Origin of the sequence: Acinetobacter sp. HZNU-JH01, from assembly GCF_037996845.1 — a bacterium.
Lineage (GTDB): Bacteria > Pseudomonadota > Gammaproteobacteria > Pseudomonadales > Moraxellaceae > Acinetobacter > Acinetobacter haemolyticus.
In genome coordinates, this window is sequence record NZ_JBBMZX010000001.1 from 1,439,996 (window position 1) to 1,458,604 (window position 18,609).

Here is an 18,609-nt window from a genome sequence, read left to right on the forward strand (position 1 = left end):
TCCCTTTTGCAAAACCATCTACCATCCTCATTGTCTTAAAATTGCAATATAAATGTCACATCTTTGTCACGCCAACCTGTTGAGATAGAGCTAAATTTTAAGAGGAAACGGTTATGGCTGGTTTATCTATTTGGCACGTGCTCATTTTTGCAATCGTGGTTATTTTACTATTCGGTACATCAAAACTAAAAAATCTGGGTAAAGATGTTGGTGGTGCCGTTAAAGATTTCAAAAAGTCGATGAAAGATGAAGAAGAAACTACAGCTTCTCTAAATGAACCACGTACCATCGACGCTCAAGTAAAAAATTCTGAAAGCTCAATAAAAAGCTAAGCGAGCACCATTATGCTGAATTTGGGAATGTCCGAACTCCTAGCGTTCGGCATTATCGCCTTACTTGTACTAGGGCCTGATAAATTACCTGAAGCTGCCCGATTCGTTGGGAAATGGTACGCAAAAATTAAACGTACGGTTAGCAATGTTCAAAATGACATAGATCGTGAATTACGTCTGTCCGAACTACGAGAGCAAATGCAGCAAGAAATGCAACGCATTGCTGAGCTTGAACAAAAAATGCAGGCGCAAATGACAGCATTTGAGCAGCAAAAGGTCTCGCTTCAAGAAGATCCTCAAAAAGCTGCTACGCAAAAATGTCAGATTCAGGTGGTCTACCACCACATTCGTCAACCATTGCCTGTGATTTACCTTCCGAAATTTGCCCTATTGCATACATCGGTAACAACTTCATCATTAGAACAAACAACTTCGGTTCCAGAATTAAAGGTAGCAGTATGAGTTCACCCTCTAGCTCTCAACTTCCCCAGTCTTCTTTGGGTGAGCAAGAACAAGACGTCAAGCTTGAGGAAATGCCGATCACCAAGCATTTGATGATCCTACGACAGCATTTATTTAAAATCGTTGCTGCTATTCTATTACTTTTTTTCTGTTTATTGCCCTTTGCCAATCGTACTTATCAAATCCTGTCTGAACCGTTACGAGCTCAGTTGCCTGTAAGTTCATCCATGATTGCAACGGATGTTACGGCAACATTTATGGCACCTTTCAAACTAAATTTCTTCGTGGCATTAATGCTGGTTATGCCCTTTATCATTTATCAGATTTGGTCTTTCGCTAAACCTGCCCTATATGAAAAAGAGAAATCTTTAGCTCTCCCGATCTTAGTGAGTAGTATTTGCTTGTTTTATTTGGGTATTGCCTTTGCTTATTTTATTGCTTTACCTTCAATTTTACATTTTTTCATCAGTGTCTCACCCGAAACAGTGGCACCAATGACCGATATTAATAGTTATTTGGCTTTCTGCTTAAAACTTTTCTTAGTCTTCGGTCTGACCTTTGAGATTCCAGTCGTTACCTTGTTACTGATCTTAATCGGTGTTGTCAGCACGCAAAGTTTAGTTGAGAAAAGACGATTTATTATCGTGGGATGTTTTTTCATTTCGATGTTTGTTACCCCACCTGACGCTATTTCAATGATTATGCTCGCCGTTCCAATGTGGTTATTGTTTGAACTTGGTCTCTTATTAGGCAAAGTTCTAGAAAAATCAAAAGCAACAGCTTAGACTTAAATGATCCAATTTTAGAACAGGTCTAGCACCTGTTTTTTTGACTAAACGTTTTATTATTTATTGATTTTTAATGTATTTGTCACATAACTGTCAAGGCAGCGTCACAATTAAAAACTAAGTTAAAGGCGGGAAATTTTTTATCGCACATTTAAACTTAGGATGATTCCATGACACAGCTGACGCCATATCATGAAGACCAAGAACTGGATAATAACACGTCTACAAATGTTCATTTCCGTGACATTTTAGAACAACATATTAACCGCCGTAGCCTCATCACTAAAACTGCAAGCGGTGCTGTCGCACTCACCTTGGCATCAACTTTAACAGGCTGTAATGACAACGATAATAAATCGAATAATAATAACGGCGGAACCAACCCTCCTATTGACCCAAATAAGAAACCTGAAAAATTAAACTTCACTACAGTGCCTAAAAATCTAAACGATATCGTGACTGTACCTCAAGGTTATGAAGCACATGTTCTGTATGCTTTAGGTGACTCAATCAATCCAACATACGCAGAATGGGATGACAACAATATTCCATCAGGTCCAAGTTTCCAATTCCGTTCAGGCGACTGTCATGATGGCATGAGTTATTTTGGTCTAAATACTGCAACAGGTCGTTATGATGAACAGCAGTCAAATGATGGTTTGTTGGTTCTAAATCATGAATATATCAATCCAACATTCTTGCATCCTAAAGGACCAAGCAAAGTCGATGGCCGCCGTCCAGAAGATGAAGTAATCCGTGAAGTAAATGCTCACGGCGTCTCGATCATTCATGTGAAGAAAGATACCAAAACTCAAAAAGTTGAACTGGTCAAAAACTCAGTTTATAACCGTCGTATTACTGGTTCGACTCTAATGGAGTTTGCTGGTCCTGCTGCGGGTAATGCATTACTTGCCACTAAGTTCTCACCATCGGGTGTACAAACCCGTGGTACACATAACAACTGTGGTAATGGCTACACGCCATGGGGAACTTACCTCACTACTGAAGAAAACTTCATTGGTTACTTCCAACGTTCAGGTACTGATAAATACCAACGTACTTCAACAGAAGAGATTGCGCTCAAACGCTATGGTTTAGGTCTATCTATTGATTATCAATATGAAAAAAATCCAGATGGGACGCCAAAGAAGAATGAAAAAGGCGAAATTATTTATATCTTAGATGCTCAAAAAAATAAAATACCAAACTTAGATGAACAAGGGCAAATTCAATATTTAAATACAAATTCACGCTATGGTTGGGAAACTGCACAAGGTCAAGTTGAATCCCAAGATCTTTATGATCGTTGGAATGCTGATGTAAAAGCAGCTAATGCAGGACAAGATTACCGCAATGCACCAAATACTTTTGGTTGGATGGTCGAAATCGATCCATTTGATAGCCGCCAAGCACCTGTAAAACGTACTGCACTTGGACGTTTTGCTCATGAAGATTGCCGTACTAGCCGCGTCATTGAAGGTCAGAACCTAGCTTTTTATATGGGTGATGACTCACGCGGTGAGTATATCTATAAATTTGTATCCGATGCTAAGTGGGATCCAAAAGATATCAACGGTGGTTACCGCGCTGGTGATAAATATATGAACAGCGGTAAATTCTATGTTGCTAAATTCAATGCTGATGGTACAGGTCAATGGGTAGAGTTAAGCTATGGTAAGAATGGCTTAACAGAAAGCAATCCTGTCTATCCATTTAAATCACAAGCAGATGTCGTAACTTTCGCACGCTTGGCAGCAGATTCTGTTGGTGCAACTAAAATGGACCGCCCTGAATGGTGTGCAGTCAATCCTGTCAATGGCGAAGTTTATGTGACTCTCACCAATAACTCGAATCGTGGTTCAAGCTATCCAACTGACGCAGCGAATCCGCGAAATTATGAAGATCTATATAACAATCAGAAAGTACAAAAAGGTAATGTGAATGGCCACATCATTCGCTTCCGTGAAGCTGAGGATAAAACCACAGCTGAAAGCTTTAAATGGGATATCTACTTATTTGGTGCAGAAGCAGCAATGGCATCAAACATTAACCTTTCAGGTTTAACTGATAGCAATGACTTCTCATCACCAGATGGCATGTGGTTTGACCCACGCGGTGTATTGTGGATTCAAACTGACGATGGTGCATATACGGATGTTACGAACTGTATGATGCTGGCAGCACTACCGGGTCAACTGAACGATGGTAGCAAGGCAACAACATCGAATGGGACTGAAACCATCGTTGGGGCAAAAGTGAATGATGAAAATCTTCGTCGTTTCCTCACAGGTCCAAAAGAATGTGAGATCACAGGTGTAACGATGACCCCTGATTACAAAGCTATCTTCATCAACGTTCAGCACCCAGGTGAAGATGCTAAAAGTTATGCAGCACCAACTAGTAACTGGCCTGCAACTCAAACTGACCCGAATAACACCACGGCCCGTCCACGCTCTGCAACAGTGGTGATCACTCGTAAAGATGGCGGTGTAATTGTTGGGTAAAACTGCTTAGTTTTAAAAGTAGATTCAAGCCATGCTATTTTCGGATAGCATGGTTTTTTATTTCAACAAACTGATTTTTTGCTCCACAATCTCCCCCTGTTGCTCACCTTGTTGTGCTTTCTCTGTCCATAACCATTGCTGCTGACGCATACGCAAAAAGTTAGAACATCGTGTTCCGTAGATAGGACTTTGAATAAATGTCGAAGACAATAAAGCCTCCATTTCAGCATTAATCCCCGTATCGGGAAGCAAATCGGGTATCACCTTACGCTCATCCTCCAAAATATCCCAAACTGTAGAATGCAGTGCAGCTTCAGTCATATTCGGCTGTTGTAACATCGGTAAAAACTCTTGAGTAAAGCGTTTACGTAAATGTTTGGTTTTTTCCCAATCTTCAGACATTAAACCATTCGAAACAACATAAACACCATTGGCAAGAACTTGTGGTGCTTCGCCACGATTACTCATATAAACGGCTTGCTCTCGATCACCTACAAATAAGTTAAAACCTGCGTATTCTTGTTGTTTTAACTCTAATTGCTGCGCAAAACGAATCGGAGTTAAGTCGCTTTCTAAAAAGGTCTGTATCAAATGACCTCTTGAGGTTTGATATTGATTTTTATCTCGACCATTACGAAAGTTAGTTACAATCGCCCAGCGTCCAGATGCTGTTATCCCCATCCATGTCCCGCCTGACTGTAAATCTTGTCCAGCAATAATGCTGCTATTTTCCCAAGCATGTAAACAAGCACTCGGGCGATGATAAAACTCATCTCGATTTGAAATTAAGCAAAGTGGCATGTCTTCAAGAACATGCCATGCAAAAGCGACAATACACATTGATTTTGTTCTCACATCTTTACACATTGAATGTACAACATTTTTCACATCATTCCGCTACAATCTGTTCAAAACTTAATTTCAAATTCTAAATTGAGGAACAGCCATGCTGACCTATCCAAATATAGACCCAGTTGCACTGAGCTTGGGACCAGTACAAGTGCATTGGTATGGACTCATGTATTTATTGGCGTTTTTATGTGCATGGGGACTTGCCTCTTATCGCGCTAAGCAGCGTGATGGCTGGACAGGAGACATGGTTTCAGATCTCGTTTTTTACGGTGCGCTAGGTGTTGTACTTGGTGGTCGTGTGGGGTACGTCCTGTTTTACGAATTTGGAAAATTCTTAGAAAACCCACTATGGCTATTCCAAGTTTGGACAGGCGGCATGAGTTTTCATGGTGGTTTTCTTGGTGTAATGATTGCCATGTTATTTTGGTGCAAGAAATACCAAAAAACCTGGTTTCAAACACTGGATTTTATCGCACCTTGTGTACCGACAGGTTTAATGTTTGGTCGTATTGGTAATTTCATTGGTGGTGAACTGTATGGTCGTCAAGTTCAAGACCCAAGTTATCCATTTGGTATGATTTTCCCAACAGACCCTTTGGGGCTGGTACGCCATCCATCACAAATCTATCAAGCATTGTGTGAAGGTTTATTACTCTTCATCATTTTATGGTGGTTTAGCTCTAAACCTCGACCACGTATGGCCGTTTCAGCAGTATTCTTAGTTGGATATGGCGTAGCACGTTTCTTTATGGAATTCTTCCGTCAACCCGATGCAGATCAAGGATTCATCTTATTTGGTTGGATGACCAAAGGACAAATTCTAAGCTTCCCAATGATTATTATTGGTCTTTGGATGATTTGGTATGCTTATCGTAAAAATATCTATGATTGGCAATTGAAAAAATAAACAAAATAATGGGAGCCTTGGCTCCCATTATTCATTCAAATGAGCTTTTTAACCAGTTCACCTAAGCGTTTACCTTGAGCTTCACACAATATTTTTTCATCCTGACTTAAACTCTGATCATGACGCGGTCCACTAACATGACTCGCACCATAAGGTGTCCCTCCAGTTTTAGTATTCGATAGTGCAGGAATCGAGTTAGGCAGACCTAAAATCATCATGCCATGGTGAAATAGCGGTGGTAACATCGTCAATAATGTACTTTCTTGTCCACCATGCATTGAACCCGAAGAGGTAAAAACACAAGCAGGTTTATTATGCAAAGCACCATTGAGCCATAAACTGGTAGTCTGGTCCCAGAAATATTTCATCTCACTGGCCATATTGCCAAATCGAGTGGGTGAACCCAAAGCTAAACCAGAACAATGAGCCAGATCATCTAAGCTACAATATATATCGCCATCTGCCGGTATACTCGGTTGTGCCTCTGTTACAACAGTTGCAAGATTCGGTACTGTTCGAATCCGAGCATTCACCCCTGCTGACTCGATTCCATCCGCAATTAAATGAGCCATTTGCCGAGTAGAACCATATTTGCTGTAATAAAGTACAAGAACGTAAGGTTGCATCACTTTTCATAATTTTGCTAAGTTAAGAACACTATACGACATTTTTACCTTTTTTAGCTGTAGTTGATCTTGTGGACTCACCAAGATCTTGATTAAAAATAACTAGGATATTTCCATGATCTTAAACCGTTATCTAAAAAAACTGAATTTTTTAGAAAAAACATGGTTTCAATTTATTGTCTTTGTATTGCGCCGTTTTGAGGCTGATCGCTGTCGAGAACAAGCAGGATCCTTGACCTATACCACCTTATTTGCTGTCGTCCCAATGCTGACTGTGTTTTTGGTGATTATTTCTTCGATTAAAGCTTTAGAGCCTGCTAGGCAGCAGCTACAGCAATTGATTTATAGCAATTTTTTACCTAAAAGCACCATTGCCTTCGATAAAGCCTTAAGTGCCTTTACTGATAAATCGAGCAACCTAACTATTATTGGTATCTTGTTTCTATTTGTCACAACAGTATTAATGCTGTCATCGATTGAGAATGTTTTTAATCGTATTTGGCGTGTCAAAGAAACGCGTACAGGCTTGGTCGGTTTTATGCGCTATTGGACCATTATTTCTTTGGGTCCGATTTTATTAGGGAGCGCATTCGTACTCTCCTCTACAGTTGCCTCAATGAATATCTTAAGCAATAACTTCGCAGGTTATCAGCTAAACGGCGCTTTTCTTTTATGGTTAATTTCATTTTTATTAACCATTATTGGTTTTTTCATTTTGTATTGGACCATACCAAATCGCAATGTTCCCATGTACTCAGCCATGATCGCAGCATGTTTTAGTGCGACAGTGTTTGAAGTCTTAAAACGTCTCTTTGGCTGGATTATGAGTAACTTCACCAGCTATGAAATTGTGTATGGTGCTTTTGCTGCCGTCCCTATTTTTCTGCTTTGGATTTTCTTGTCGTGGAATATTATTTTACTCGGTGTGGAAATCAGCTATGCACTGACCGCATTTCATTCAGGTAAGGAACAAAAGCGTCATCCAATCATGATGTTATTAGATATCTTAGAGCTATTTTATAAGAAGCAACATGTTGGAAATAGTGTAAGTGAGCATGAGCTACTTGATATCGTAGGTCGTGGTGAGCTGGGGCGTTTACCTTCATATATTCTGCAATTAGAAGCACAAAATCTGATTAAACGTACAGACAATGATGAGTATGTCTTGGTTCGTAATTTAGCACAGGTTGATTTTTGGAGTTTCTTCACCGCACTCCCATATCCACTACCACTACGAGATGATGTTGCCAATGTTCATGCAGATGATGAATGGATGGAAAAAATTGGACCCGCCTTGATTGAAAGCAATGATTATTTAGCAGCTAAACTTTCTATTCCGTTATCCACTATTTTTGAGCAGAAGTAGCAAGAAGACCTCATATTGAGGTCTTTTTTATTTCCTTAACCAACCCTGTAAGCTCACCACCACAATCCCTGCTAACACCAGAATTGAGCCGAGCACGAAGTTAGGTTCAATTTGCTCATCGAGCAACCATACTCCGAAAATGATTCCAAACAATGGGGTTAAAAAAGAGAATACGCCTAAGCGCGAAGCTAAATAATTTCTAAGCAACCAAAACCAAGCTAGAAAACTCGCAAAAGACACCACGAGGGTATGGAATGCCAAACTACCAATTACCAATGGGGTAAAATGAATACTTGCCTGCCCCAAAAACACAGCCAAGCCAAACAATAAAATAAAGCTACCTACCAATTGATAGAATAAAGTCTGTGTCACTGCAGCTTGTGCCAATGAGGATAAGCGTACGGTAATTGTGGTTGCTGCCCAAGCAATACCAGCAGCCAATGCCAACAAATCGCCCCAAAGCATTTGTTGCTCAATCGCAGAAGCTGTCCCTGATTGCCCTCGGATAAATGTCACCACTATGCCGATAAAAGCTAGAGCAATACCACTCCATTGCAACCAACTTAAACGTTCAGCGGGTAACTTCCAATGCAAACCCAACGCCACAAAAATTGGTGCGGTATATAGCAATACCACGGCATGTGAAGCAGAAGTCCATTGTAATGCTTGTGCCAACAAAAAAAATTCCAAAGAGAATAAAAAGGCAACCAAAGCACCCGCTTGAAGATTTTTGCGATTGAATAATTCAGTGGCTTTATCTAAATACAATAAAGGCAATAACAAAATTGCTGCCAAGCCCGAACGTAGCGCGATTTGCATAAGAGGAGAAATATCAGGAGCTGCCATTTTTAGAATGACTTGTTGTAATCCCCAAATCATGCAGAGTCCGATCATAAGACCAGATGCTCGTGCATCTAATGTTTTACGCTCATCCATTGCCAGCTCCCAATTTTCATAATAGAAAGCCAATATAAACCTGTCACTTTTTCATGATATAGTGAAAATCCGACAATACATGTGTGTTTTCTGACAATTCTCAATCCATGAAAAAAACAGCACAAAGAATTCAGGATTTTCAAAAGATTCCTACCATCAAAGATATTCCTGCCCCGTTATGGTTAAGAGTTCGAGATGCACCGGCCGAAACAATTTACCCTGAACATGCACATGCTTGGGGCGAATTTATTTACGCTTTTGATGGTGTTTTAGAAGTGAGTATTGAGCAAATCCATTATTTAACACCACCACCTTACGGCATTTGGTTACCGCCACATATGCAGCACAGTGGCATTAATCGAAATGATGTCACTTACAGTTCGCTGTATGTCCATGAATCTTTGTGTCAGCAGATGCCACAACAAGCGGGTATTTTACTGACTGCACCATTGGTTCCAGCGTTGCTTGAGCACATTCGTAAACACCCATTTTCAGAACAAGATCCAGAATATTTACGCTTACTACAAGTATTATTAGATGCACTCACACATGCTGAATTGGTAGGAAGTTATTTACCTACCACACAACATCCTGCCTTATCAAAAATATTAAGCCACTTACATGCATATCCAGCGGATAATAGTACCCTGCAGCAGCTTGCGGAAATGATAAACATGACCGAAAGAACCTTGGCTCGTTATAGTCAAAAGGAGCTTGGCATGTCGTTACATGAATGGCGACAACGTCTCAAGGTGATGAAAGCGATGTCGATGCTCAATCAAGGGAAAACCATTGAAAATATTGCATTAGATTTGGGTTATGCGAGTTCTTCCGCCTTTATTTATATGTTTAAACGTTGGATGCACTTTACTCCAGATCAATTTAGGAAATTGTATCAAGGCAGTGGATAGCAAAAACGCTGATACCTAGATACCAGCGCCATATCACTCATTCTTATGCTTTAACAAAGGTATCCCAATCATATTCCCCAGACTGAGTAATTAATTTCATCGTAAGTTGATCATTTGGATTTAAAGCACCTACTCCAGCTGGCGTACCAGTCATAATCACATCACCTGCTTGTAAACTAAATGACTGATTAATTTCGACCAATAGCGCTCCGATATCAAACAACATATCCCGACTAAAACCATGCTGACGCTGTTCGCCATTGATCATTAAAACCAATTCTAATTCTTGTAAATCACCGATTTCATCTGCTTCAACCCAATCTGCCAATATACAAGCACCATCGAACGCTTTTGCTCGCTCCCAAGGCTGTCCTTTGTTTTTCAATTCACTTTGCAAATCACGCAAAGTTAAATCTAAACCTAACGTAATCGCACCAATTGCTTCTAATGCTTTGTTCTTATCGGTTTCTTGAGATAAAGGATGTGCAATTTGCAAACAAATTTCACACTCATAGTGACACTCGCCTAAAGTCTGATTCCAAGCGACACCTTGTGCTAACGTAGCAAGGCTACTTGGTGGTTTCATAAATAAAATCGGACGATCTGGGACAGCATTCCCCAACTCTTTCGCGTGCTCAGCATAATTTCTACCCACACAAACAATTTTTGAAGGCTGCGTACTCATGAAAACTCCTTGTTGTTTTGAACCGTTATTTATTTTTACAACTATTTTTTAAAACTATTTTCAAATTTATTTTGATCTGCTGGATTAGTAAAAACACGTTTGGGTACGATCACAACTGTTTGGTTTTTAAGTTCCAACATATAAGTCAATTTGCCAATTACAAAAGATTGAACTTCACTATATTGTGCTTTTTGTTTCTTCCCTGCAGCATATAACTCAAAGTAGTCTTGATATAGGTCAATACCTTGTTCACTTTTCCCAAATTGATAGCGCACAAATTGACGTTTAAACAACAGCGGCAATAACCAAAAGCGCATGATCGCTTGCATGATCAAGAAGAAAACACCGAGTGCCACATAGTAACGACCAACTCCGGTGAACCCCAAATAAATTCCCCAAAGGATAATTGCGATGCTAATTGCGGGGGTTAGAAAACGAGTAATCGGTTTTTTGCCAAAAGTGACTAAAGCAAAGCCATCTTGAGATTCTTCCAGATTAAGATAAAAACGTGCGGATATGGTTGGACGCTGTTCAGACATATAACACTTCAATTCGGGTGATCATAGACAGGCATAGATATTACACCAGTTTTTCATCATTCAGACTCGTTTTACATAATAGGGCTATTTCCTTAGCAGAAAAAAGTTATAAATTGTTGTAGTTGGAATCACCAAAAGAAAATCAAAGGAACGTGATGTCTCGTTTTATCACTCTATTTACAATTTTTCTATATTGCTCAATACAGTATAGCTTCGCACAGCTTGTTACATGGTCAGATAATATTCCGAGTGCTATACAACCATTTCAAAATCAACCAAAAACTCTGGCAAGTTATACGCAAAATGATATTTTTATCTACGGACACCCAGCCGTAAAAACCTCAGTTCCGACCCTAAAGAATAATCCTCAGCCAACCGCAAACTTTACGACAGCTGCGATGATTGTTCCTGTGAATGCACAACAGGTTGAAAAAACACTGACCGACTTTCATCAATATGTTGGTCTTTTCCCCACACTGAAATCTGCGAAAACATTAGCTCAATCTGGCAATATCACACAGATGAAATATCGTGTTTCGATACCAACCCCCATCCCTGTTTTAAACTTTAATGAAAATGTCATCATGCAACACCAATTGGCTGAAAATAGTATTTCAACCCTGGTGATTGATGCCCCTATACCCTATGGTGTCGGTAAATTTGAATGGTTTGCTTTGGATGAAAATCGAACCTTAATCACGCTAACCCAATGGGGTGACCTAAATCAACCTCAAGGTTTTTTAGTTAAAAAAATTCTAGCTGCGATTCCCGAAGTGAAGCTTGGCATTCCCAGCAGCGGCAGCGCTTTTATCTTAGAATCATTAAGAACACGTTTTAACACACTCACACCTATCGCACTTCCTGCTGGTCAGACACCCTCTCCACAACTGACACCTGCCCAATTAGTTAAAATTGCACAACTGAGTCAAGCGGCTCAACAACCTGTAAGTTTTCTACATTCCCCAACTACAATCGCTTATACACATGGTCGGGAGTCAATGCGCTTTACCACAACCTACCAGTTTTACAAGCAATCACCTCAACAACTACAAAAATGGCTTGTACCAGTGACCTATAAAGAGTTATTTCCACGTCAAATTAAAAAAGTAAGCACCACACCCATTCAAAATCAAAGCCAGGATGCAGATATTCAGGTCAATGTTGGTTTAGGTGTAATTAACATTCCATTTGCTTTTAAATTGCAGTTTAACTACCCACAGACCACCGAAAATAACTTTCATGCCAATGGCGGAGATTTACGCTATATCAAAGGGCGAATGCAGATAAATACAGTGAATCAAGGATCTTTATTTAAAATGACGACTGCTATGAAAATTGATGAAAAAGCACCATTTTTATTAAGAGCGATGCGCAGCCTTCCTTATCACGATACGTTACCTGCCGTTGGTGGGAATACCGTGTTTGTACAAAAAATACGAACCAAATTCTAAAAGCAATAGACACAAAAAAACCGCATTTAAGCGGTTTCTTTTTTCAAATTGGTGCGCTCAGAGAGATTCGAACTCCCGACCCCTTAGTTCGTAGCCAAGTGCTCTATCCAGCTGAGCTATGAGCGCATATTTGATGTTGGGCATTATACGTATTTTTTCTCAATTGATAAGCTCTTTTTCACTCGATCATGATCAACTGGCTATAGATTGCTCTTTTCATACATAACCACTGCTTCAAAAATAATAAAAACCTTAACCCGTACCATCTTAACCTTATAATTAAATTAAATATTATTTAGAATATTTTTTAACAAGCGATCTAATTTTACTCTTATTATTAAGTTTAAATTGACTAACCACTCATTCATTAACGATCTTTAATTCATATTATATATTTTTTATAAATAATTTGAGTTGATTAACAGAATATATGTAGAAATTCTAATAAAAAATAGCTTTTCAAAAGCCAGCTTATTGATTTATATTCAATTTATTACTGTTAAAAATATGATACATATAACAATATTGACATAACAATGCAAACCAATAAATACTATTACATGGATTATGAGACAGGAGTCACATAATTATTAAGGTAAATAAAACAAAACTTCAATAATTATATATAGGTATACCGACATGTTATTTAAAAATATTTTATCACCCATTACAAATATACTCTCGCTGGGGAGTAGCAACAGTCAAGGTTCATCTTCTTCTGTCAACACAGTCTCGACAATAAAACAAGTTCATGTCGAGGAAAGTACCACAACAAACAACAGTAATAGTGGCACTCAAGTTGATGATGGTCTATTCAATGGCATTGCAGCAGGTAATGGCGATCAGAACTATGGTATCGGTGTGGGTAACGGTGATGGCCTGAACTTCACTTATCCATTTACAACAGCATTTCACTCACTTGGTAATTCTTATTCTTGGCTTGGTGAAGCCTCACCTGTCACCTCAGTCAATACTTCAACCACCTCTTCTTCAGTTCATATTGAAGATAACGACACCACAGATAATAGTAGTTTAGGCATCTCTGCGGGCAATGGCAGTAACGGTGGTTTCTTAAATGGTATTGGTTCAGGCAATGGCGAACACAACTACGGCATCGGTAATGGCAACGGAGATGACGTCAATGTCACCACGCCTGTCACTGTGCCATTTGAAGCTTTAGGCAACTCTTTCGCTGCAATTGGTGGCGGAGATGTTAACTCAATCAATACGACCCCAACTAGCTCAACCACAGTAATTGAAGATAACGATACCACCAACAATAGTAACAGTGGTGTTGGTGCTGCGGGTAACGGAAATGGCGGCGGCCTACTCAACGGGGTGGCGGCGGGTAATGGTGAGCATAATTATGGGATTGGCAATGGTAACGGTGATGATGTAAATGTCACTGTGCCTTGGACGACGCCTGTTCAAGCTGTGGGTAACTCAATCGCTGGAATTGGCGGCGGTGACGTGAATTCAATCAATACTGCTCCAACCACTTCATCCACTCATATTCAAGACAATGACACCACCAACAACAATAACAATGGAACTGGTACTGCGGGCAATGGTAATGGCGGCGGCTGGTTAAATGGGATTGGTGCGGGTAACGGTGAACAAAACTATGGGATCGGTAATGGTAACGGCGATGATGCTGATATCACCATGCCAGTCACTGCTCCATTTCAAGCTTTGGGTAACTCAGTCGCAGGCATCGGTGGTGGTGACGTAAATTCAGTCAATACTGCACCAACCACAACCTCCAATGTCATTGAAGACAACGATACCACCAACAACAGTAACAATGGCGTCGGCGCAGCAGGTAATGGTAATGCTGGTGGATTGTTAAATGGTGTATCAGCTGGAAATGGCGAACATAACTATGGGATCGGTAATGGTAACGGCGATGATGCCAGTGTGGTTGCACCATGGACAACACCATTCCAAGTGCTCGGCAACTCATTTGCAGGAATTGGCGGCGGTGAAGTCAACTCTGTCAATACAGCACCAACCACAACTTCAAATATCGTTCAAGACAATGACACCACCAATAATAGCAACAATGGTATTGGTGCAGATGGTAGTACGGGCAATGGTATTGGTGGTTGGGGCAATGGACCAGCCTCAGGTAATGGCGAACAAAACTACGGTATTGGGAATGGAAATGGTGACGATGTGGGTATAACCACACCTGTTACGACACCATTTAATGTTCTCGGAAACTCATTTGGTGGTACTGGCGGCGGTGGTGTTTCATCGACAAATACAGCACCAACCAATACGCTCAATCATGTCCAAGACAACGACACCACCAATAATAGCAATAACGGCACAGGTGTAGATGGTGCAACTGGCAATGGTATTGGTGGATTGCTGAATGGTGTCAGTGCGGGTAATGGTGACAAAAACTACGGCATTGGTAACGGCAATGGTACAGATGCCGATTGGACTTCGCCGATCGTTACGCCTGTCAATGTAATGGGAAATAATGTTTCTTGGTTCGGCAGTTCAGATCCAGATCAACCCACTAACACCTCAACCAATATTGCATCGACCAACACCACCAATATTGTTGAAGACAATGATACGGTCAACAATAGCAATAGCGGCACAGGTAATGCAGGCAATGGTATTGGTGGCTGGGGTAATGGCCCAGCATCAGGCAATGGTGAGCAAAATTACGGTATCGGTAACGGAAATGGCGATGATGTAGGTATTGTGATGCCAATCACTACCCCGCTCAATGGTCTAGGCAACGACTTCTCATTCTTTGGCAACTCGCATAATGCTTCAACCAATGATGCCTCAACAACCACTTCAAATTTTGTCTTTGATAATGACAGCACAGACAACAGCAATAGTGGTACTGGCAGTGCTGGCAACGGTATCGGTGGTGGCTTATTGAATGGTGTCAGTGCGGGTAATGGCGAACATAACTATGGTATTGGCAATGGAAATGGTGATGATGCGAGTGTGGTTGCACCGATCACGATGCCAATCAACGGTCTAGGCAACTCCTTTGCAGTCTTTGGTGACTCGACCAATAACTCAGTCAATAATGGCTCAACCACCACGGTCAATTATATCGAAGACAACGACAGTATTGACAATAGCAACAGTGGTGCAGGTGTAGGTGGCGCTGCTGGCAATGGTATTGGCGGTGGCTTACTCAATGGCGTAGGCTCAGGTAATGGCGAACAAAACTATGGTATCGGCAATGGAAATGGTGACGATGCGAGTGTAGTTATGCCGATTACAAGCCCAGTGAACGCATTAGGAAACTCCTTCTCTATCTTCGGGAACTCAACTTCTAACTCTGTCAATGACTCATCTACAACAGCAATTAACCATTTTGAAGACAACGACAGTACCAACAATAGTAATAGTAGTACTGGCCTAGTCGGTGATGGTAGTGCAGGTAACGGTATTGGTGGCTGGGGCAATGGCGCTGCAGCTGGGAATGGTGACAAAAACTATGGCATTGGGAATGGGATTGCCAATGATGCTGCTGTAGTCGCACCGATTACCACTCCAATCAGTGCCAACGGTAACGCCTTTTCAATCTTTGGTGATGCAACCTCTAATTCCGTCAACAACTCATCAACCACAACCTCAAATTATTTCCAAGACAATGACAGTATCGACAACAGCAACAGTGGCAGTGGTGTCGGTGGTTCATCTAGCAATGGCCTAGGTGGCTTGCTCAATGGTATTGGTGCAGGTAATGGTGAACACAACTATGGTATTGGGAATGGTATTGCTGATGATGCTGCTGTCGTTATGCCAATCACTACCCCAATCAGTGCCAATGGTAATGCTTTCTCAATCTTTGGCAATGCAACCTCCAACTCAACCAATGACTCATCAACCACAACCAGTAACTTTTTCCAAGACAACGACACAACCAACAATAGCAATAATGGTGGGAATGGATCAGGCAATGGTACCGGTGGTGGCATAGGCAACGGTATTGCCGCTGGAAATGGCGAACATAACTACGGTATCGGTAATGGTATTGCTGATGATGCAAGTATTGTCGCACCAATCACAGTACCTATTAGTGCTAACGGTAATGCCTTCTCAATTTTCGGCAATGCAACCTCCAACTCAACCAACAACTCATCAACTACAACCAACAACTACGTTCAAGACAACGACACAACTGACAACAGTAATGGCGGCGGTAATGGTACAGGTGGTGGCTCGGGTGGCGGTTTCCTAGGTTTAGGTGGCTTGCTCAATGGTGTTAGTTCAGGTAATGGCGAACATAACTACGGTATCGGTAACGGAAATGGCGACGATGCCAGCATTGTCATGCCAGTAGCAATTCCAATTAACTTCTCAGGCAATGCAATCTCCGTCTTTGGCACTGCGACATCGAACTCAAACAACAACTCATCCACCACAACCAACAACCATGTTGAAGATAACGACACAACCAACAATAGCAATGGTGCGGGAAATGGCTTCGGCACAGGTGCTGGCCTATTAGGTGGCTTGCTCAATGGTATTGGTGCGGGCAATGGTGAACATAACTATGGTATCGGTAATGGCAACGGAGATGATGCAAGTATCGTTGCACCAATCACCATTCCGATTAACTTCTCAGGTAATGCAATCTCCGTATTAGATCTGAATAGCCTCAGTGAAGGAGACATACTTAGCCCAGTCTCAAATATCGTTGGCATAATTGCTGGTGATGGCAATGGTGGTACTGGCATTGTCGGCACGATCACAGGAATTGCTGGTGGTATTATTGGTGATCCAAATGTCGGAGGCGGCTTGCTTAACCCAATCACAAATGTCATTGGCGGTATCACAGGTATTATTGGCGGTGGTGATGGCGGAAGCCCGCTTGATCTAATCACTGGCATCATTGGTGGTATCGGTGGCATTGGTGGTGATGGTAGCCCACTTGATCTGATCACTGGCATCATTGGCGGTATCGGTGGCATTGGTAGTGATGGTAGTCCGCTTGACTTGATCACTGGCATCATTGGCGGTATCGGTGGCATTGGCGGCGATGGTAGTCCGCTTGACCTGATCACTGGCATCATTGGCGGTATCGGTGGCATTGGTGGTGACGGCAGTCCACTTGATCTGATCACTGGCATTATTGGCGGTATCGGTGGCATTGGCGGCGATGGTAGTCCGCTTGACCTGATCACTGGCATCATTGGCGGTATCGGTGGCATTGGCGGCGATGGTAGTCCGCTTGACCTCATCACTGGCATCATTGGTGGTATCGGTGGCATTGGCGGTGACGGTAGTCCGCTTGATCTCATCACTGGCATCATTGGCGGTATCGGTGGCATTGGCGGTGATGGTAGCCCGCTTGACCTCATCACTGGCATCATTGGCGGTATCGGTGGCATTGGCGGTGATGGTAGCCCGCTTGATCTGATCACTGGCATCATTGGCGGTATCGGCGGTGGTGATGGCGGTAGCCCTCTGGATATCTTGACAGGCATCATTGGTGGCATCGGTGGTGGTGATCTTGGTAACAATCCAATCACTGGTGTAATTCAAACAGGTATTGATATCCTTCAAGGCGTTGAGAGTCTAAAAACTGATCTCATCAATACAGGCATCAATACCGTGGCTGATGCAATCATTGGCGTATTCCCTCAAGCTGAACATCCTGTTAGCGATCTTGCAAATCTCGGCACTCTCACTTTCGAAACTTCTCGTGATACCGTCAACGGTACACTTGAAGCGATTTCTGATCTAGCTGGTGCTAACTTTGGTGGGGCCCTAGGCAATGCAACGGGTGTAATTGGCACGCTTATCAACAATGGTTCAACTGCTGCCGATATCATTCAACATATCGTGGGTGATGATCTTCTTGGCGGAGGCATCCTCGGAAGCATCGGTGGTGGCATTGGCGGTGATGGCGGTTTATTAAGTCCAATCACTGGCATCATTGGTGGTATCGGTGGTGGTGACGGCGGCGTATTAGCGCCTATCACAGGTATTCTCAGTGGAGATATAGTCGGCAATCTTGGTGGCCTATTATCGATTAACCTGGGAGATAACTGTGGTTGTACTAGCTCGAATGGTGGCGTAGATAATATTCTAAACTCTGTTCTAGGTGCTGCGTCTTCATCTCAAATCTTCTCGATGAGTGGATCAACAACCAACTTCACAGACAATCTATCGACTCCAAGCTTGAACTTAAACGAACAACTCTTTGGAAATAGTAGTCTTTTCTAATCCTCCCCAAATCAAAAACCGCTGACAATGAACTGCA

The 18,609-nt window shown here is 41.7% G+C and carries 14 protein-coding genes and 1 tRNA gene; 9 read left to right on the forward strand and 6 right to left on the reverse strand.

Features of this window, described 5'->3' with window-relative positions:
• Positions 1-113: 113 nt before the first annotated feature.
• The 4 genes from tatA to AAC851_RS06885 all read left to right on the forward strand — a co-directional run bounded on the left by tatA (position 114) and on the right by AAC851_RS06885 (position 4,086).
• On the forward strand, positions 114-332 hold the full coding sequence (gene tatA / locus AAC851_RS06870) for a Sec-independent protein translocase subunit TatA (protein ID WP_004640952.1): 219 nt from the start codon (positions 114-116) through the stop codon (positions 330-332).
• A 12-nt stretch (positions 333-344) separates the two neighbouring features.
• Positions 345-794, forward strand: coding sequence for a Sec-independent protein translocase protein TatB (tatB, locus tag AAC851_RS06875; RefSeq protein WP_004640954.1), 450 nt, complete (start codon positions 345-347; stop codon positions 792-794).
• 71 nt (positions 795-865) lie between these two features.
• On the forward strand, positions 866-1,579 hold the full coding sequence (gene tatC / locus AAC851_RS06880; protein ID WP_370736364.1) for a twin-arginine translocase subunit TatC: 714 nt from the start codon (positions 866-868) through the stop codon (positions 1,577-1,579).
• A 173-nt stretch (positions 1,580-1,752) separates the two neighbouring features.
• Positions 1,753-4,086: a PhoX family protein gene (locus AAC851_RS06885; protein WP_340600671.1), complete on the forward strand. Its 2,334-nt coding sequence runs from the start codon at positions 1,753-1,755 to the stop codon at positions 4,084-4,086.
• 57 nt (positions 4,087-4,143) lie between these two features.
• Here AAC851_RS06885 and AAC851_RS06890 read toward each other — a convergent pair whose 3' ends face one another.
• On the reverse strand, positions 4,144-4,926 hold the full coding sequence (locus tag AAC851_RS06890) for an NRDE family protein (protein WP_075314716.1): 783 nt from the start codon (positions 4,924-4,926) through the stop codon (positions 4,144-4,146).
• Between the two features lie 106 nt (positions 4,927-5,032).
• Here AAC851_RS06890 and lgt point away from each other — a divergent pair, with 106 nt between their 5' ends.
• Positions 5,033-5,845, forward strand: a complete 813-nt coding sequence (gene lgt / locus AAC851_RS06895; RefSeq protein ID WP_004640964.1) for a prolipoprotein diacylglyceryl transferase — start codon at positions 5,033-5,035, stop codon at positions 5,843-5,845.
• Positions 5,846-5,880: 35 nt separating this feature from the next.
• Here the strand turns inward: lgt and wrbA are convergent, their stop codons facing one another.
• Entirely contained in the window at positions 5,881-6,471 is a 591-nt protein-coding gene (gene wrbA / locus AAC851_RS06900) for an NAD(P)H:quinone oxidoreductase (protein ID WP_004640966.1), read from the reverse strand.
• Positions 6,472-6,586: 115 nt separating this feature from the next.
• Here wrbA and AAC851_RS06905 point away from each other — a divergent pair, with 115 nt between their 5' ends.
• A complete protein-coding gene (locus tag AAC851_RS06905) occupies positions 6,587-7,837 on the forward strand; it encodes a YihY family inner membrane protein (protein ID WP_100833194.1) in 1,251 nt (416 codons plus the stop codon).
• Positions 7,838-7,864: 27 nt separating this feature from the next.
• On the opposite strand, the gene AAC851_RS06910 is transcribed toward AAC851_RS06905, so the two are convergent.
• Positions 7,865-8,773 (reverse strand): DMT family transporter, encoded by a 909-nt coding sequence (locus AAC851_RS06910; RefSeq protein WP_340600672.1) that lies wholly within the window; start codon positions 8,771-8,773, stop codon positions 7,865-7,867.
• A 107-nt stretch (positions 8,774-8,880) separates the two neighbouring features.
• Here AAC851_RS06910 and AAC851_RS06915 point away from each other — a divergent pair, with 107 nt between their 5' ends.
• Positions 8,881-9,684, forward strand: coding sequence for an AraC family transcriptional regulator (locus tag AAC851_RS06915; protein WP_075314712.1), 804 nt, complete (start codon positions 8,881-8,883; stop codon positions 9,682-9,684).
• Between the two features lie 43 nt (positions 9,685-9,727).
• Here the strand turns inward: AAC851_RS06915 and AAC851_RS06920 are convergent, their stop codons facing one another.
• Both AAC851_RS06920 and AAC851_RS06925 read right to left on the reverse strand, forming a co-directional pair.
• A complete protein-coding gene (locus AAC851_RS06920; protein ID WP_265937439.1) occupies positions 9,728-10,402 on the reverse strand; it encodes a fumarylacetoacetate hydrolase family protein in 675 nt (224 codons plus the stop codon).
• Between the two features lie 8 nt (positions 10,403-10,410).
• Positions 10,411-10,908 carry a YcxB family protein gene (locus tag AAC851_RS06925; RefSeq protein WP_004640980.1) on the reverse strand — a complete coding sequence of 166 codons (498 nt, stop codon included), beginning with the start codon at positions 10,906-10,908 and terminating at the stop codon, positions 10,411-10,413.
• Between the two features lie 155 nt (positions 10,909-11,063).
• Here AAC851_RS06925 and AAC851_RS06930 point away from each other — a divergent pair, with 155 nt between their 5' ends.
• Positions 11,064-12,359, forward strand: a complete 1,296-nt coding sequence (locus AAC851_RS06930; protein ID WP_340600673.1) for an SRPBCC family protein — start codon at positions 11,064-11,066, stop codon at positions 12,357-12,359.
• 49 nt (positions 12,360-12,408) lie between these two features.
• Here AAC851_RS06930 and AAC851_RS06935 read toward each other — a convergent pair.
• Positions 12,409-12,485: transfer RNA gene (locus AAC851_RS06935), tRNA-Arg, on the reverse strand.
• A 513-nt stretch (positions 12,486-12,998) separates the two neighbouring features.
• On the opposite strand from AAC851_RS06935, the gene AAC851_RS06940 reads away from it, so the two are divergent.
• Positions 12,999-18,572 (forward strand): beta strand repeat-containing protein, encoded by a 5,574-nt coding sequence (locus AAC851_RS06940; protein ID WP_340600674.1) that lies wholly within the window; start codon positions 12,999-13,001, stop codon positions 18,570-18,572.
• Positions 18,573-18,609 lie beyond the last annotated feature (37 nt).

What these genes read in the sequence shown, in the direction of transcription:
- tatA (WP_004640952.1), top strand. Translation starts at nt 114, where the DNA reads ATGGCTGGTTTATCTATTTGGCACGTGCTCATTTTTGCAATCGTGGTT.
- tatB (WP_004640954.1), top strand. Translation starts at nt 345, where the DNA reads ATGCTGAATTTGGGAATGTCCGAACTCCTAGCGTTCGGCATTATCGCC.
- tatC (WP_370736364.1), top strand. Translation starts at nt 866, where the DNA reads ATGCCGATCACCAAGCATTTGATGATCCTACGACAGCATTTATTTAAA.
- AAC851_RS06885 (WP_340600671.1), top strand. Translation starts at nt 1,753, where the DNA reads ATGACACAGCTGACGCCATATCATGAAGACCAAGAACTGGATAATAAC.
- AAC851_RS06890 (WP_075314716.1), bottom strand. Translation starts at nt 4,926, where the DNA reads ATGTGTATTGTCGCTTTTGCATGGCATGTTCTTGAAGACATGCCACTT.
- lgt (WP_004640964.1), top strand. Translation starts at nt 5,033, where the DNA reads ATGCTGACCTATCCAAATATAGACCCAGTTGCACTGAGCTTGGGACCA.
- wrbA (WP_004640966.1), bottom strand. Translation starts at nt 6,471, where the DNA reads ATGCAACCTTACGTTCTTGTACTTTATTACAGCAAATATGGTTCTACT.
- AAC851_RS06905 (WP_100833194.1), top strand. Translation starts at nt 6,587, where the DNA reads ATGATCTTAAACCGTTATCTAAAAAAACTGAATTTTTTAGAAAAAACA.
- AAC851_RS06910 (WP_340600672.1), bottom strand. Translation starts at nt 8,773, where the DNA reads ATGGATGAGCGTAAAACATTAGATGCACGAGCATCTGGTCTTATGATC.
- AAC851_RS06915 (WP_075314712.1), top strand. Translation starts at nt 8,881, where the DNA reads ATGAAAAAAACAGCACAAAGAATTCAGGATTTTCAAAAGATTCCTACC.
- AAC851_RS06925 (WP_004640980.1), bottom strand. Translation starts at nt 10,908, where the DNA reads ATGTCTGAACAGCGTCCAACCATATCCGCACGTTTTTATCTTAATCTG.
- AAC851_RS06930 (WP_340600673.1), top strand. Translation starts at nt 11,064, where the DNA reads ATGTCTCGTTTTATCACTCTATTTACAATTTTTCTATATTGCTCAATA.
- AAC851_RS06940 (WP_340600674.1), top strand. Translation starts at nt 12,999, where the DNA reads ATGTTATTTAAAAATATTTTATCACCCATTACAAATATACTCTCGCTG.